Origin of the sequence: Haloarcula sp. CGMCC 1.6347 (assembly GCF_037078395.1) — an archaeon.
In the GTDB taxonomy this organism is placed as follows: Archaea; Halobacteriota; Halobacteria; order Halobacteriales; family Haloarculaceae; genus Haloarcula; species Haloarcula amylolytica.
In genome coordinates this window covers 379,918-396,477 of sequence record NZ_JAYMGX010000001.1, presented here as the reverse complement: position 1 = coordinate 396,477, position 16,560 = coordinate 379,918, and the positions used below count along the sequence as shown (strand labels likewise).

The following is a 16,560-nucleotide window of genomic DNA, read 5'->3' as shown; positions in this document are numbered from 1 at the left end:
CGCCCTAGCACTGGTATGACTCACGTCGTTATCATCGGCGCGTATGGCAGTGCCGGGGCCGCAGTCGCCGGCGACCTCGTCGAGGAGGAGGACATCGAGCTCACACTCATCGACAACGGCGAGCCCGGCGGCGGCCTCTGTATCCTTCGTGGCTGTATGCCGTCCAAAGAAGTGCTCTCCGCGGGAGCCCATCGCTTCCAGGCGCGCCACGACGAGCGTCTCGTCGGCGACGTGCCGGAGGTTGATCTAGAGGCCGTCGTCGAGCGCAAGGACGACCACGTACTCGGCTGGGCCGGTCACCGGCGGGACTCCATCCACGAGATGGCCGAGCGCGACGACGTGACATTCATCCACGACAGCGCCACGTTCGTCGACGAGCACACGGTTCGGGCCGGCGGCGAGGAGCACGAAGCCGACTACGTCGTCATCGCGACCGGCTCCAGCGTGAACGTTCCGAACACACCCGGCATCGACGAGGTCGACTTCATGACCAGCGACCAGGTACTCGACGCCACGGAGTTCCCCGACTCCGGTATCGTGATGGGCTTCGGATACATCGGGATGGAGATGGTCCCGTATCTGGCGGAGGCCGGTGGCATGGACCTCACCGTCATCGAGCACGACGACCGGCCAATCGACGAGGGCGACCCGGAGTTCGGCGACGAGGCGCTTTCCATCTACGAGGACAACTGGGACGTGACGATCCCGACGAACTGCTACGAGAAGGAACTGGAGGAGACAGACGACGGCGGCGTCCGCCTCACCGTCGAGTACGACGACGGGGGCGAGGAGACGTTCGAGGCCGATCAGCTGTTCCTCTTTACCGGCCGCCGACCAACCATCGAGGGACTGGGGCTTGAGAACACGCCCGTTTCGGTCGAAGGCGACTGGGCGAAAGACACGATGCAGACCCGCGACGCCGACCACATCTACGCCGTCGGCGACGTCAACGGCAAGGAGCCGATTCTCCACGTCGCCAAGGAGCAGGGCTTCACCGCGGCCGAGAACATCGTCCGGCAGGAGGCCGGTGGAAGCCTCGAAGAGTACCGGAACGTCCACCACCACGTCATCTTCTCCGGGCTGGGCGTGTACCCATACGCCCGCGTCGGCCACAACGAGGAGACGGCGAAAGCGGCTGGCTACGACGTCGTCACGGCGACGCGACAGGCCAGCGACGACGGCGTGTTCAAATCGAAGGACGTGCCCGAGGGGCTGGCGAAGCTCGTCGTCGACGCCGACGACGGGACAGTACTCGGCTGGCAGGGGATGCACTACCACGCGGACAGCTTCGCAAAGAAGTTCCAGATCATCGTCGAGCTGGGACTCGACGTGCGCGACCTTCCGGATCGGGCCTACCACCCGACGCTCCCCGAAAACGTCGACGGCCTCATCCGGGACTGCGTCGACCAACTTCACTCGACCTGAATACCGGTCACGTCGAAGCGCGTGCCGCCGTCTTCGCTTTCCGAGACGGTGATCCGAGCACCGTGTGCGTCGACGATTTCGGAGACGATGGCCAGTCCGAACCCGGTCCCGTCCTCGCTCGTAGTGTAGCCGCGTTCGAACACCTCGTCGCGCTCGTCCTCGGGAATACCGGGGCCGTCGTCCGCGACGTAGAACCCCCGCCCGTCCGAGAGCGTCCCGACGCGGACGGTCACGGTGTCGTCGGCCCCCGTCGGACTGCCCCCGTGTTCCACGCTGTCGTCGGACTCCGTCCGACTGCTTGTGGAACCATGTTCCACACTGTTTCGGAAGAGGTTCTCGAACAGTTGCTGGAGGCGTGTCTGGTCGCCCGTGATTCGCGCGTCCGTGTCGACGCGTTCGAGCGTCGCGTCCGAACTCTCGACGGTGTCCCAGGCGGCCGTAATGATATCGTCTAGCGACGCTTCGGTCGCGTCGATGACCTTGTGGCCGCCGCGGGCGAGCGCGAGCACGTCGTCGATGAGTTCGTCCATCCGTTCGAGCGACCGCCGGAGCGCCTCGACGTGCTCCGGGTCCCCGTCGTACGCCTCGTCGACGAGCGTGAGCCGGCCGAACGCGACGTTGAGCGGGTTCCGGAGGTCGTGGCTGACGACGCTGGCGAACTCCTCCAGGCGGTTTCGCTCGCGGGTGAGTTCCTGCTCGCGGCGTTCGCGCTCCTGTTCGTAACTGACCCAGTTCCCCATCAACTCGACGAGCGTGACTTCCCACTCCGAGAACGAGTCGCGTGGCTCGGTGCCGTAGAAGCAGAACGTACCGTATACGGAGCCGTCGACGACAACGGGCGTGCCGAGGTAACAGGAGACGCCCATTTCGGCGTAGCCCGCTCTCTCAGTTAGTTCTGGCCGGTCCTCGGCGATATCAGCGAGCACCAGCGTCTTCTCCTCGACGACGGCCCGCTCGCAGTTCGTCGCGTCCAGCGGGACTGCATCGCCCGCCTCGATGGCCCCCGTCCGGTCGCGCACGATTTCGAAGACGTACATGTCGCCATCGATGCGTGAGAGCGCGGCCGTTTCGGTTCCGAGGACGGTCTGTCCGATTTCGAGCAGGCGCTCGACCTTGTCCTCGAAATCGAGGTCCTTCCGGGAGATGACCCGGTAAATCTCTCTGAGCGTCCGCTCTCTACCCCTGATCTCCTTCTCGTGCTTATGACGCTCAGTGATGTCACGGAAATACACCGAAATCCCGGCCGGCGACGGGTACACAGACACTTCGAACCACGTCTGTAGCGGCTCGAAGTACGCCTCGAAGGATGTTGGTTCCTGCTGGGTCATCGCCTGCCGGTACTGCTTGCTGAACTCTGTTCCTTCCAAGGACGGAAGCACTTTCCAGATGTTGCGCCCCAGTAGGTCCGCAGTGCTAATTTCTGCCCCCATCACACGGCCGATAACGCGTCGGCCGCGTTCGTTGGCGTACGTGAACTCCCAGTTCTCGTCCACCGCGAAGAACGCGTCGGTCATCCGGTCGAGAATGTCCGCTTCCTCCTGATAGCGGGCGACAGCAGCGGTGATTCGCTGTCGGAGCAGTTCCGTCTGCTCCGAAAGCGGCGTTTTCGTCACGTAGTCCGTGACGCCGGCAGAGATAGCGTTGCTGGCCACGCTCTCGTCCCCCTTGTCAGTGAAGAGCAGAAACGGGAGGTCGAAGGACCGCTCCCGGACGGCCCGTAACAGTTCGATTCCGTCTCGGTCCGGCAGTTGGTACTCGCTGACAACACAGTCGTACGACGCGTTCTCGATAGTTCTGATCGCGTCATCCGCCGTCTCACACACTGTCACCGTGAACTCGTCAGTGCTACCAGTCAGCGCCTCCTTGACCGCCGTGATGTCGTCGCAGTCCTCGTCGACGTAGAGGACACGCACTCGACCGGCGGTCCCATCGGCCCCGTGACGGTTCGGCGTAGCCACGGGCGTATCCATATGCGTTCCAAGGCGTGTGGGGCTAAAGTTGTACCGCCGGTAAGCTTCCATTACCAGGGTTCTAACCCAGCTATAGCGGCCACAATCTCAGTCGGGCCGGCGGGTCGAAAGCACTGGAATCTCGTCGATGCGCGCCGGGGTAAGCGCGTCCCAATCGACGCCCGCTGGTGTCGTGTGCGTGGTCGCCGTTTCGACAGTTCGCTCCGGCGTCACGATCCAGTCCATCGGCACGTCGTGGTCGTCGACGGGCACGGCGGTGTCGACGACGCCCTCGGGGCCGCCGACAATCTGGAGTTCGTGAACCGTCGTCACGACCGGCGTTGTCTCGTCGACCAGCCCCAGTTCCCGGAGGACGGCGTATTCGAGGTCGCTGTACCCCTCGCCCTTTCCGATACGCGCGCCGTCCTCGGTGACCGCGACCGACCCCGACACCACGAGGTCGACGCTCCCGACCGCCTCGGGGCCGACCTGTCGCGCGTGGTCCGCGACGTTCGAAACCGCCGGTGCCGCTTCGATATCGTCCAGTTCCGCTGGGTCGAGTTCGTAGAAGCACCGCTCGTCCCGGAGCCGTGGCACGGCCATATACACCGTCTTGCCGGCCCGCAGCGCCGCCCGTCGGACCGGGAGCTGTGGCGAGTCCGGGTTCGCCTTCACCGTCTCGGCGGCGTCCCAGACCGCCGTCTCGGTCAGGCGCTGTGCGGCCTCGCTTGCGCCCTCGAAGTTCGGAATCCGGTCGTGGGGCGGGAACGGGAACCGGGCGATACCCTGCTCTTCCAGCGCGTCCCAGACCGTTTCGCGGATAGTTTGCTTGTCCATGGCGCTACGGCCTCCGGCGGCGGAACTGCTGTGTGCAGACCAGCGCCAGCAGTGCGACAAGCGCCCCGACGGCGGTGAACCCGGGACCGCTGGCGTCGGTCGTGGACTGGTCAGTACTCGGCGTGTGGTCCGCGGGCGTGGGCTCGCTCGTTTTGGTCTCGGCCGGCGTCACCGCCGATCGGGGAACGTAGCTGTCGGCGTCGTAGCGGTCCGGATAGAGCTGTGCGGTGGCGTTGTGCGCGAACGAGACCACGCTCCGCGGGGCGGGCTGATTGATGTTCCGCACCTGTACGGTGACCGTCGTGTTGGTCTCGCCAGCGGTCGTGCTGGCGTATGGTTCCGTCTGCGCGATGGTCGCCGTGTTCTCGGTGATGAAGAGAACATCCGGGTCGAGCTTGAGGATGACCTCGTCGTTGAGCTGTGGGTACTGGGTGTGGTTGCGGGCCGCGACGTTCTCCGCGCCCGCGAGTTCGATGAGCGACGTGACGAAGGTATTGTTCGCCGCCACGTACCCCCCGCCAAGTGGGTACAGCGCCGTCGGTCGGTCTTCGGCGTCCGCGGTGACCTGCCGAACGGCGTCGACGTTCGCGTCCATCCAGGCGTTCGCTTCGCTCGCGCCTTCGCAGTTACCGGTCAGCCGACCGATAGTCGCCGTCTTCGCTCGAATATCCTCAATAGTTGTCGCAGCGGGGAGGTGATACACTGTGAGCCCGGCCTGCCGGAGCGGTGCCACGTCACCGGCGCTGGCGTTCGGCGCGATCACCAGGTCCGGGTTCGTGCCGACGACACGCTCGACGTTGACGCCGAAGCTCGCTGAGACGTTCGTTCGGCTCTCAGCACCGTCGAGATAGCTCGCGTACTGGGTGAGCCCGACGACCTGAGAGCGGCCGCCGATCTCCCACATCGTCTGTGCCGCCGATGGGTTGGTCGTCGTGACTCGCTCCGGGCGCTCCTCGATAGTGACCTCGGTCCCGGTCGCGTCAGTCATCGTTACGGGAAACGAGCAGTCGTCCGCCTGCGTATCGGCTGTTGCTGCGGCCGGAGCGACACCCGCGAACGAGCCGACGAGCAGGACAAAGACGCATACGAGAGAAAGTCGTCGCATGCCCTATGCGGGTGTCAGGAGCAATAAATACTTATCTACTGCAACTGGGCTTTCATACATGCGTTTCGCGGGTCGGACTGTCGGGTGGTCGGCGGGGCTCGTCGCCGTCCTCTGTGCCGTGGTGACGACGAGCGCCGGCATCGGTCCGGTGTGGATTCCGCCCGGAGTCGTCGGGAAAGTGCTGCTCAACGCCGTCGTCGTCCCGACGGGTATCTCGGTCTCCGGCCCCGCCGTCGACGTGACCACGGCCCATGTGTTTTCCTACGCCGTGAGCGACCTCCAGACACAGATCGTGATGCAGGTCCGGCTCCCACGGATACTGCTGGGCGCGGTTGTCGGCTTCTCGCTCGCCGCCGCGGGGACGATCATGCAGGGGATCTTCCGGAACCCGATGGCCGACCCCTCTATTATCGGCGTCTCCTCCGGCGCGGCGGTCGGCGCGGTCGGCTTCATCGTCGCGCCGGTCGTGATCCCGTTCGGACTCGGCCTCCGCGGCGCGGCCTTCGTGGGTGCGCTGGTCGCGGCCTTCGGCGTCTATCTCATCGCGACGCGAAACGGCCGCACGCCGGTCGCGACGCTGTTGCTGGCCGGCGTGGCGATACAGACGTTTCTCGGCGCGGTCGTCTCCTTCCTGTTGCTCCACAGCGGCGAGAGCATCCGCCGGGCGCTGTACTGGCTGATGGGCCATCTCAAGGGCGCGTCGTGGCCCGAAGTGACCAGCAGCGTCGTGCTCGTCGCCATCCCGTTCGTCGTGTTGCTCGCCTACGCACGCGATCTGAACGTCATGCTGCTCGGCGAGGAGGACGCTCAGAGCCTCGGTATCGAGGTCGAACGGACCAAGCGGGTCCTGCTCGCGCTGTCGGCAGTCATCACGGCGGCGGGTGTCGCCGTCGCCGGCATCGTCGGCTTCGTCGGCCTCATCGTCCCTCATGTGATGCGGCTGCTCGTCGGGCCGGACCACCGGATACTCCTCCCGACAGCGGCGCTCGCCGGCGCGTCGTTCCTCGTGGCGACGGACACGCTGGCACGCTCGGGCAGCGCCGAGGTCCCGGTCGGCATCGTCACCGCCGTCCTCGGCGCGCCGTTCTTCCTGTATTTGCTCCGGAAGCGGGAGGTACACGAGCTATGAGCGAGCAGCCCGCAGCCGACGACACGAACCCGGGACAGGACCGCACTGGACCGATGCTCGACATGTCCGACCTCGCGGTGTCCTTCGGCGGTCAGTCGGTCGTCTCGGGTGTCGATTTCAGCGTCGACCGGGGCTCGCTCGTCGGCCTCGTCGGCCCCAACGGCGCGGGCAAGACGACCGTCCTGCGGACAATCAAGGGGACGCTCGACCCGGACATCGGAACGGTTCGCGTCGACGGCGAACCCATCCACAGGAAGTCCGCGAAAGCGGTGAGCCGCCTCGTTGCGAGCACGCCACAGGGCACTGCGCTGTCGTTCGACTTCAGCGTCAGACAGACCGTGGAGATGGGCCGGACACCGCATCTCGGCCGGTTCGACCGTATGGACGAGGCCGACCGGCGCGCCGTCGAGACGGCGATGGAGCGCGCGAGCGTCACCCAGTTCGCCGACCGGCCGTTCACCTCGCTCTCGGGCGGCGAGCGCCAGCGGGTCCTCCTCGCCCGGGCGCTTGCACAGGAAACGCCGGTCCTCCTGCTCGACGAGCCGACGGCGAGCCTCGACATCAACCACGCCGTCCGCACGCTCGAACTTGTCCGAGCGCTCGTCGACGACGGGAAGACGGCCGTCGCCGCGATTCACGACCTCAACCTGGCCGCACGGTACTGCGACGAACTGGTGTTGCTCGCCGGTGGCGGGGTCCGCGCCGCGGGCCGTCCTGCTGACGTGCTCACGAGCGACACGCTCCGTGACGCCTTCGACGCGGAGACGCTGGTGACGACCCAGCCCGGCACCGACGCGCCGCTCGTGACCCCGCTGGCCGACCGGGAATCGGTCGCCCGTCGCGTCCACGTCGTCGGAACCGGCAGGCCGGCGGCCGCCGCCGTCTCGAAACTCGTTGGAGCCGGCTGTCGGGTCAGCATCGGCGTCGTCCCCGCCGGTGACACAGCTGCCGAGCGGGCCGCGGACCTCGGCTGCGAGGCGGTCACAGTCCCGGCCTTCGCCGGCATCGACGACGCAGCCCGCGAGCGCGCCGCCGACCTCGCCGCTGCCGCCGATGCCGTCGTGATAGCGGGCGAAACCGGTGACGGCAACAGCCGGGTTGTCGAGACTGGCGGTGCCTGTCTCGCCGTCGAGACGGATGAGAGCGCATACACCAGCAACGCTCACGACACCGTACCGATAGCTACGCTCCCGGCGGCAGTCGCGTCTCTCCCACCCGCGGGGGAACGCGATGTGACACGGTCGCCCGCGCAGTCCACGACTGACTGAAAACAGCAACACCGATACTTCTCGTCCACGTACCCCGCCCGTGGACGACACGATCGCGTGGCTCCGGGACCGTCCGTACTACGAGGGACAGATCGTCGACCAGCGGACGATACCCGGTCAGGACGCGAAAACCGCGGACTGTGAGGTGACTGACCGCCTCGCCAGCGTTCTCGACGACCAGGGCATCACGGACCTCTACGCCCATCAGGTGGATGCAATCGAAGCGGTCCGGTCCGGTGACAACGTCGTCCTCGCGACCGAGACGGCCAGCGGCAAGAGCCTCGCCTACACCGTGCCGGCGTTCGAGCGGGCGCTGGACCGACGGGCCACGACGCTGTATATCGCGCCACAGGTCGCGCTCATCAACGACCAGACCGAGACGCTATCGGAACTGGCCCAGGGGCTCGGCTTCGCCTCCGGGGTCTCCGTCGCCCAGTACACCGGTCGGCAGTCGAAATCCGAGAAGGAGGCCATCCGGGAGCGCCAGCCCACCGTGTTGCTGACGACGCCGGACATGCTCCACTACGGCATCCTCCCCCATGCCCACCGGCTGTGGGACTGGTTCTTCCAGCGCCTCGAAACCGTCGTCATCGACGAGGTGCACGGCTACCGCGGCGTGTTCGGCAGCCACGTCTCGCTGGTGATGCGTCGCCTCCAGCGGGTCGCCGAGCGGTTCGACGCCGGCGGCGATAGCAGCGAAAGCAACGGCAGCAGAGGCGACAGCGCAACAGCGGGCGGCCCGGAGTGGGTCTGCTGCTCGGCGACCATCGGCAATCCGGTCGAACACGCGGCGGCCGTCACCGGCCAGCCCGAGCAGTCGTTCGCGCTGGTCGACGAGGACGCCAGCGCCAGCGGGCCGCGCCACTGGCTGCTGTGGAACCCGCCGGAGTACGAGGGCGACGGCTGGGGGAGCGGCCGCCGGAAGTCGAATCACGTCGAGACGAAACAGCTGTTCGTGGACCTCGTCGAGCGGGGCCTCCAGACGGTCGTCTTCGCCGGGTCGCGCCAGACCGCCGAGCGGTACGCCAGCGACAGCGCGGATGAACTCCGGAGCCGCGGCGAGCACGCCCTTGCCGACAGCGTCGGCGCGTACCAGGCCGCGCTGACCGACGACCGCCGACGCGAACTGGAGCAGGGCCTCCAATCGGGAGACCTGCGGGGCGTCTGGTCGACCAGCGCGCTCGAACTGGGCGTCGACGTGGGCGGCTTAGACGCCGTGTTGCTGGACGGCTACCCGGGAACGCGGATGCGGGCCTTCCAGCAGGCCGGACGGGCCGGTCGCGGCACCGACCCCGCGCTGGTCGCGCTGGTCGGCGGCGAGGACCAACTGGATCAGTACGTCCTGCGCAACCCTGACGCGCTGTTCGAGACGGGGGCCGAGCAGGCCGTGACCAACCCCGAAAACGAGCAACTGCTTCCGGATCACGTCCATGCGGCCGCCTGCGAGAACTGGCTCTCGCCGACCGACGACCGCTACTTCGGCGAGACGTTCCCCGACGTGGTCGCTGACCTCGAATCAGCCGGAAAGCTCGACCGACGCCAGACCGACCAGGGGATGCGCTGGCTCGGCACCGGCAGCCCACACCACGAGATGAACCTGCGGACCGTCGACGACGGCGAAGTGAAACTCGTGGCGAACGGCGACGTGATAGCGAAGCTCTCCGTCGAAGACGCGCTGCGGGACGCTTATCCCGGCGCGATCTATCACCACCAGGGCCGGCGCTACGAGGTGACTGACCTCGACCTCGATGCGGGCGTCGCCGAACTCGACCGGACGTGGGCCGACTACTTCACCCGCGTCCTGCACGACAAGACCATCACCGTCGAGGCGGACCTGGCGGAGCGGCGACTGCCGACCCGCGAGGACGTGCCGGTCCGGTTCGCGTCCGTGACGATGCGCAAGCAGATCACCGGCTACGAGCGCCGCGACGGCTCCTCCGGGGAGGTACTCGGCCAGCGTTCGCTCGACCTGCCCGAGACCACACTGGAGACGAAGGCGCTGTACCATACGGTGCCGTCGGACCTGGAGAGCGAGATACGGCAGGGAGCGTACGGAGCCGAAAGCGACTCCGGTGGCGAGAGCGAGAGCGGAAACGATGGTGGAGGCAGTAGCGGCGGTCAGCCCGGCAATGCAGCGCCCGACGGCGGCGGCGAGCCTGGCGACTTCCCGGGAGCCATCCACGCCGCCGAGCACGCCATGATTTCGATGTTCCCCTTCGAGTACCTCTGTGACCGCGGCGACATCGGCGGGCTATCGACGCCGCGTCATCCCCACACCGGCGAGCCGACCATCTTCATCTACGACGGCTACCCCGGCGGCATCGGCCTGACACGAGCCGGCTACCACGACATCGGGCCGCTGATGGACACCACGCTGTCGATGCTGACTTCGTGTGACTGCGCCGACGGCTGTCCGGCCTGCGTGCAGTCGCCCCACTGCGGGAACGCGAACGACCCGCTCGACAAACACGGCGCGATACATCTACTGGACGGGCTGGTAGCGCAGTAGCGTGACCGCCCGGTGGAAAAACCGCCTCAGGAGCCGTCCGTTGCCGTCAACAGCGTAACCCCGACTACCGTCCCCGTCGGCTCGTTGTCCTCAACCCACACGTCGCCGCCGTACGCGTCGACCAGCGTTCGGACGAGGTAGAGGCCGACCCCGGTACCGTCACTGTCCGGGCGTTTCTCCCCGCGCTCGAACACCGCCTGTTTCTGCTCGTCCGGGATTCCCGGTCCGTCGTCGGCGACAGTGACGTGGACCACGTCACCGTCGTCGATCACGTCGACGACAACCGACGGTGTTGCCGAGTCGTTGTGCTGGACGGCGTTGGTCAGGACGTTCCGAAACACGGAGGACAGGAGTTCGTCGGCTTGTATCCGCATCGACGAGTACTCGTCCGGGACGGTGACCTGTGCGTCGCTGTACGTCGCTGTGATATCCTCGGTCACCGAGGACAGTACTGGTCCAAGCGCCACCGGCTCGGTCTCCCAGTCCGTCTGTCGCATTACCGTCGCGAGATCCCCAGCCGTCTCAAGCAGTTCCGCGGCTGCCTGGCTACTTTCCCGAATCCCGTCGACGTGTTCCAAAGCGTCGCCGCTGCACTGGTCCCGGAGCAGTTCCGCCCGGCCGCTGATGGTCTGTAAGTGGTTCGTGAGGTCGTGGCGGACGATCTGGTTCAGCAGGTCGAGGTTGTCGCGCTGCCGTTTCAGCTCCTGCTCGCGCTCGATCCGTTCGAGTGTCGAGAGCACGTTCTTCCCGAGGATGTCGGCCAACTGCGTCTCCCGCTCGGTCGGTTCGGATCGCTCATCCGTCCCGGCTGTCAAGAGCCCGTACTCGCCGAGTGGGACAGTAATACCGCCGTGGAGTGGCGCGTCGGACGCCGCTTTCTCTTCATCAACGAGGACCCGCTGCGTCTCGTCACTCTCGTAGTGGTCCCACAGCCAACTCCCGCGCTCGTGTCGCAGTACCTGTCCCGGATCATCCGGAACCTCGACGTGCTCTCGAAGCGGGTCAGAGATCGCCTCTGCTTTGAGCCCGCTATCAGTTGCCTCCCAGAAGACACTGAACGGGAAGTCGAGAATCGCTGTCGCAGTCTCGACAGCGGTAGTCGCGACTTCGGACTGGTCCTCGGCAGTCATCAGCCGTCGCGTCGCCACGTACAACTCCCCGATCTGGTCGTCCGGAGCCACCTGACAGGAGGGGAAATCGGAGTCCATCCCCATTTTCACCTAGTTAAATTGACCTGAATATAAATGTTCGTCTCGTGTGTGACAGAGACACACCCCGGCGCGGCCGTCGAGACCTGTCCCTCGCAAACCGCCCATTTGCGTTCGATTTCCGGCCCCGGTCACAGCGGCTAGCTGAAGTCTTCTAGTCGTAACTGATCGGGGTGGATACCGTCCGGTTCGCTCGCGCCGAGCAGACGAGGGAGTGCTGTGTTCGCGAACGTCATGCCGACGACGAGCAGTATCGGGGCGAAAAAGAGCCCGTAGAACCCCAGCACGACGGGACCAAGCGTGTACGCGAGCATCAGGAGTCCGACGTGCGTGCTCTCGCCGCTGAGAAGTGGCCGAAGCAGCAGGTCCGGAATCGTGTCGACGACGACCACCGCGACGAGGAGGAATCCGAGCACGTACGCGAGCAGCGAAGACTGCCCGTCGAGCACCACCGGGAGCGCGGTGAAACCGGTCAACGGGAGGTAGATTATTTTCATCCCAACGACGGGAATCAAGCTCGCGATACCGGTCAGCGCGCCGGCGAGCGTCGGATACGGGACCTCGACAGCCGCCGGCGCTACGACGTTATAGCCGGTGAACGCGGCGATGGCGATGAGCGAAATCGCCAACACGTTCAGGAGATTGCCGAACAGTACCGCTTCCAGTTCCTCGTCGACAGCTTCGAGGTACTCGCGGATGATAGCACCGTCGTCGAACCGGAGCAACCACTCACGAATGCGCCGCCCGTCCACCAGAAGGTAGTACGTGACGATGGTCGTGATGAACAGATTGAGCACGAACTGGGAGGCGACCGAGGTAAGCACCATCGCGTTCTCGCTGAGGAAGTCGACGAACGGCGAGAGCTGTCCCGACTGGTAGGCGCTGTACAGCCCCTCGACGGTGAGGTCCGGCACGGACTCCGCGCCGTCAAGCCAACTGACGTGCGTCGCGGCCACGTCGACGAGCGCGTACTGGGTGACGAACTGCCGGGCTTCGACAATGAGGAGGACGGCCGCATAGCTGACGAGCAATAGGAGCGGAATCGCCAGCGATGCCATGACGATGACCGCACGCACCCGCGCTGGAAGGCGGAGCCTGCGCAGGGAACTGTAGTACCGTCGCGTCGAATAATAGAGGAACACGGAGACGGTCAGCGCCGCGATGAACTGATATGCGAGTACGCCGACCACCACCGCGACAGCGAGGCCGAAGAGGGCAACGACGAAGCGCTTCTCGTCCATATACGTACCAGATTATGAACAGTTATAAATATACGGGCGCTGGGAACCTCGCAGACAACGCGGGGCCGGACACGGTCCCGAGCGGTGGCTACTCGGTTCGCTCGTGCGCCGGCCCGACGCTGTCGTGGACGCCGATGTCGCCGGAGAGTTCGTGCTGGCTCGTGTCGCTGAGATCGATGCCCTCGGCGCGGCAGTCGGTCTGTACCTGCTGGATGAACGCAGCCCTGACTGACGCGAGTCGGTTCCGCCGTTCGTTGGGGATCCAGATCCGGCCTGTCAGGATGACCGCCGTCGACGCGAGGTCGCTGACTCTAGCTGTCGGAGCCGGCTTCTCCGAGACGTGGTCGAGGTCGCGGGCGGCGTTCTCGATGATGGCCTGCGCGGTTTCGATGTCGTCGTCGTAGCCGATACCGAACTGATAGGAAATTCCGATAGGCCCAGTCGAGGTCTGGTTCGTCACCGCACTCGTCGCCAGCGCCGTGTTCGGGACGATGATGCGCTCGTTGTCCAACGTCCGAATCCGGGTTACCCGCAGGTCGATGTCGACCACTGTGCCCTGCATCCCGTTCCAGGCGATAGTGTCGCCGACGTTCAGGTCCGGGTCCGTCACGATGAACGCGCCGGCGACGAAGTTCCCGAGGACGTCCTGTGCCGCCAGCCCCACCGCAAGCGTGATGCCCGCCGCCAGCAGGGTCGACCCCGCGAGTGCACCCCGGAAGCCCGCGACGCTAGCGCCGATGACCACCGCGAGGATGACCGAGATTAGGTGGACGGCGCTGGTCAGCGCACTGGCGACTGTCTTGTTAGTCTCGGTTCGTGACAGCAGCCATCGGACTGCTGGCACGACGACTAGCCGGCCGATAGCGTAGAGGAGCGCCGCGACGGCGAGGAACTGCGCCCCGTCTGTCGCGAGTTGTCCGTACGCCGAGACGATGTCGGTATCCAGGCCCACCGGGAACTGCATACCGTCTGTCGTAGCCCAACGGACATGAAATCAGGGTGTCACGTCGGTGCTGGTGGGGACCACGGCTCCGCCTGCTGTTCGGAAGTCCGGGGACCTTGACCATAGGGGAGGGGCCCTTGCTCACGGTTCCTGTCGTCACCGTTCGCATAAAACGAGGCCTCTCACTCCGTTCGAGCCCTCGCTGCTCACGGTCCCTGTCGTCACCGTTCACATAAAACGAGGCCTCTCACTCCGTTCGAGCCCTCGCTGCTCACCCGACGCGCTCGTTCAAAATCAACCTCACTCGGCGAATTCCGATTCACCGAGTTGGCTCGCGCGGCGGTGCCGCGCGTTACCCAACTCGTTCGTTCAAAATTAGCCTCGTCTTCGTCCCCACAACTTCCTCCAACTCACGCGCCTGCGTGATGAGCCCGTTGACTGCGTCGGTGTCGGCGGCGTCGACGACGACGACGATATCCTCCTCGCCGGAGACTTGCCACACGAAATCGACCTGCTGCCAGTCAGCGATGCGGTCCGAAACCTCGGCCGTGTCGACGTTGACATCGACGCTGACCTCGATCATCGCTTTCACGTTGCCGGTCCGCGTCGCGACAGTGAAGCGTTCGATAACACCGTCCTCGACCAGTCGTTCGACGCGGTTTCGCACGGTCCCTTCCGACGTGCCGACCCGGTCCGCGATCTCAGTATACGGGGTTCGGGCGTCCCGGCGGAGTATCGAGAGTATCTCTCTGTCGAGGTCGTCCATCGAGATGTGACAGTATCACCGGCCGTGACTTGAGGATTACGAAATTCGAAACTCGTCTTCGAAAGCAACCCTTATGGCCGACTATAGTGTACGCATCTCGTAATGGCTAACGCATACGTGGCAATCGAGGGCGACCGCGTCATCGAGGCGCGCGCTCGCGCTCCGGGCACCGCCCGTGGCGAACTGGTCTTTACAACAGCGTACACCGGGTACGAGGAGAGCCTCACCGACCCGTCCTACGAGGAGCAGGTGCTGACGTTCTCCTACCCGCTCATCGGGAACTACGGCGTCCGAGAGGAGCGCTTCGAGTCGGACCGCGTCCACCCGCGCGCCGCCGTCGCTCGCGAGATGACCGACGACGTCGCCGAGTGGCTGGAGTCCGAGGGCGTCCCCGCTGTGGACCACCTCGACACGCGCGACATCGTCACCGAGATCCGCGACGAAGGGGCGATGAAATGCGGCATCGCCGCCGGCCCGGACGTGACCGAACAGGACGCGCTCGACCAACTCCACGAGTGCAAGCACATGTCCGACCACACCGACATCGGCGCGCAGGTCTCCGTCGACGACGTGGAGGTCCACAACGAGGGCGGCGACGGTGCGACGGTTGCGCTGGTTGACTGCGGTGCAAAGGGCTCCATCGCCGAGTCGCTCGTCGAACGCGACGCCGAGGTTCACGTCTTCCCCTACGACGCCAGCGAGGACGACGTGGCCGCCGTCGCCCCAGACCTGCTGTTCATCTCGAACGGCCCCGGCGACCCCGAGAACTTCGAGCAGGCTGGGGAACTCGTCGAGACCTACGTCGGCGACGTGCCGCTTGCGGGCATCTGTCTCGGCCAGCAGGTCGTCGCCAACGCGCTCGGCGGCGAAACCGAGAAGATGGAGTTCGGCCACCGCGGCGTCAACCAGCCTGTTCGTGACCTGCGCTCCAATCAGGTCGTGATGACGACCCAGAACCACGGCTACACCGTCGCCGACCCCGGCGACAAACTCGACGTGACCCAGGTCAACGTCAACGACGACACGCCGGAAGGGCTGGAAAACGACGACCTGAACATCATCACGCGCCAGTACCACCCCGAGGCCAACCCCGGCCCGCACGATTCGCTCGGCTTCTTCGATGATGTGCTAGGGATGGCGGGGGAGTAGGGAGAGCCCGAGCGTAGCGAGGGGTCTCCGGACACCCGAACGGTGAGTGGTAACGAACCGTGAGGAGAGCGAGGGGCGCGACTGAAAGGAGCGGCCCTCGGAATTGCGAGCGGCGACGGTAGGAGCCGTGAGCAGGGAGAGCCCGACCGTAGGGAGGGGTCCCCGGGCTTCCGAGCGAGGGCTCGAACGGAGTGAGAGGCCTCGTTTTATGCGAACGGTGAGCGATAGCGAACCGTGAGCGGCGCGGTTCGGAGCGAGCGTAGCGAGTGAGAACCGGGTAATTCAGTCGCTGTCGTCGTCGATTGGCTGCCCGCGATAGTACGTGGTCTGGTCGCTGCCTTCGTCTTCGTTTGTGGTGTCTTGCGGTGCGACGGGGCGGCCGCGGTACATGACCCGGTTGGCGGTGTCGTCGCCGTCGATGGCGTCCGGGCTGTCCTGCTGATGGTTCTCGATGAACTCGGCGGCCGCGTTGAGGGTTGTCTTGTCGGTCTTGCGGTGCACCCAGCAGTGATACATCTTCCGTGGGGTCCGGAGCGCGAGGCGGTGCGCACGGAATCCGGACTTGGTGGTAACGTCGGCAACCGCCTCGTGTGGGACCTCGATGACTTCGTCGTCCTCGTCTTTCCCGATGAGGCAGAGCGTCCGGCGGCCGGTAATCAGAATGACCGTCCGACGGTCGCCGACCGGCGAATCAGTCTTGCGTTTCGTCCCGCGCCCGATGCCGCGCTTCCCGTTGGTCAGGAGATACGCCGGGGCTTCCGCGCCGTCGAGGTACGTCAGCGGAGGGTTGTTCAGTGGTGGTGACTCGGAGAACCGGCTCTCGTGTCCGGCGAGGACTGCCGTCGTTACCGAGCTACCGGGAGCCATCTCCGCAACTGTCTCCGCCCGCTCGGTGACGTCTTCTATCATCGGCTTCCCGGAGCGGCGACAGCGATTGCAACGCGATCCATACAGCTAGTGCCACAGCCCCGGAAATGAGTGTTACGAACGTGCCATTATTGACCCAGAACAGGACAGATAGGCACCAATAT

At 65.6% G+C, this 16,560-nt stretch carries 13 protein-coding genes; 5 read left to right on the top strand and 8 right to left on the bottom strand.

Features of this window, described 5'->3' with window-relative positions:
• Positions 1-15: 15 nt before the first annotated feature.
• Positions 16-1,425, top strand: a complete 1,410-nt coding sequence (locus VI340_RS02120) for a dihydrolipoyl dehydrogenase family protein (RefSeq protein ID WP_336357677.1) — start codon at positions 16-18, stop codon at positions 1,423-1,425.
• Here the strand turns inward: VI340_RS02120 and VI340_RS02115 are convergent.
• From VI340_RS02115 to VI340_RS02105, 3 genes are all read right to left on the bottom strand, one after another.
• Positions 1,413-3,395, bottom strand: a complete 1,983-nt coding sequence (locus tag VI340_RS02115) for a hybrid sensor histidine kinase/response regulator (protein ID WP_008310758.1) — start codon at positions 3,393-3,395, stop codon at positions 1,413-1,415. The two genes, VI340_RS02120 and VI340_RS02115, sit on opposite strands and share 13 nt — an antisense overlap.
• 87 nt (positions 3,396-3,482) lie before the next feature.
• Positions 3,483-4,211, bottom strand: coding sequence for a 5-formyltetrahydrofolate cyclo-ligase (locus VI340_RS02110; RefSeq protein WP_336357676.1), 729 nt, complete (start codon positions 4,209-4,211; stop codon positions 3,483-3,485).
• Between the two features lie 4 nt (positions 4,212-4,215).
• Positions 4,216-5,316: a PGF-CTERM-anchored ABC transporter substrate-binding protein gene (locus VI340_RS02105; protein ID WP_336357675.1), complete on the bottom strand. Its 1,101-nt coding sequence runs from the start codon at positions 5,314-5,316 to the stop codon at positions 4,216-4,218.
• Positions 5,317-5,374: 58 nt separating this feature from the next.
• Here VI340_RS02105 and btuC point away from each other — a divergent pair, with 58 nt between their 5' ends.
• Genes btuC through VI340_RS02090 form a run of 3 tightly spaced genes read left to right on the top strand, consistent with a single transcriptional unit; the run spans position 5,375 to position 10,222 of the window.
• A complete protein-coding gene (btuC, locus tag VI340_RS02100) occupies positions 5,375-6,445 on the top strand; it encodes a vitamin B12 ABC transporter permease BtuC (protein WP_336357674.1) in 1,071 nt (356 codons plus the stop codon).
• Positions 6,442-7,713, top strand: a complete 1,272-nt coding sequence (locus tag VI340_RS02095; protein ID WP_336357673.1) for an ATP-binding cassette domain-containing protein — start codon at positions 6,442-6,444, stop codon at positions 7,711-7,713. Before btuC ends, VI340_RS02095 begins: the two co-directional genes overlap by 4 nt.
• A gap of 40 nt (positions 7,714-7,753) precedes the next feature.
• Positions 7,754-10,222, top strand: coding sequence for a DEAD/DEAH box helicase (locus tag VI340_RS02090; RefSeq protein WP_336357672.1), 2,469 nt, complete (start codon positions 7,754-7,756; stop codon positions 10,220-10,222).
• A 26-nt stretch (positions 10,223-10,248) separates the two neighbouring features.
• Here the strand turns inward: VI340_RS02090 and VI340_RS02085 are convergent, their stop codons facing one another.
• The 4 genes from VI340_RS02085 to VI340_RS02070 form a co-directional block, all read right to left on the bottom strand.
• On the bottom strand, positions 10,249-11,436 hold the full coding sequence (locus VI340_RS02085) for a sensor histidine kinase (RefSeq protein ID WP_336357671.1): 1,188 nt from the start codon (positions 11,434-11,436) through the stop codon (positions 10,249-10,251).
• Between the two features lie 134 nt (positions 11,437-11,570).
• Complete coding sequence (locus VI340_RS02080; protein ID WP_336329909.1) at positions 11,571-12,671, bottom strand: AI-2E family transporter; 1,101 nt, start codon at positions 12,669-12,671, stop codon at positions 11,571-11,573.
• A gap of 88 nt (positions 12,672-12,759) precedes the next feature.
• Positions 12,760-13,635 carry a mechanosensitive ion channel family protein gene (locus VI340_RS02075; protein WP_336329910.1) on the bottom strand — a complete coding sequence of 292 codons (876 nt, stop codon included), beginning with the start codon at positions 13,633-13,635 and terminating at the stop codon, positions 12,760-12,762.
• A gap of 331 nt (positions 13,636-13,966) precedes the next feature.
• Positions 13,967-14,380, bottom strand: a complete 414-nt coding sequence (locus VI340_RS02070; protein ID WP_008310783.1) for an Lrp/AsnC family transcriptional regulator — start codon at positions 14,378-14,380, stop codon at positions 13,967-13,969.
• A gap of 102 nt (positions 14,381-14,482) precedes the next feature.
• Between VI340_RS02070 and carA the strand changes: the two genes are divergently transcribed.
• Positions 14,483-15,529, top strand: coding sequence for a glutamine-hydrolyzing carbamoyl-phosphate synthase small subunit (gene carA / locus VI340_RS02065; RefSeq protein WP_336357670.1), 1,047 nt, complete (start codon positions 14,483-14,485; stop codon positions 15,527-15,529).
• A gap of 282 nt (positions 15,530-15,811) precedes the next feature.
• Here carA and VI340_RS02060 read toward each other — a convergent pair whose 3' ends face one another.
• Complete coding sequence (locus VI340_RS02060) at positions 15,812-16,438, bottom strand: hypothetical protein (protein ID WP_336329912.1); 627 nt, start codon at positions 16,436-16,438, stop codon at positions 15,812-15,814.
• Between the last annotated feature and the right edge of the window lie 122 nt (positions 16,439-16,560).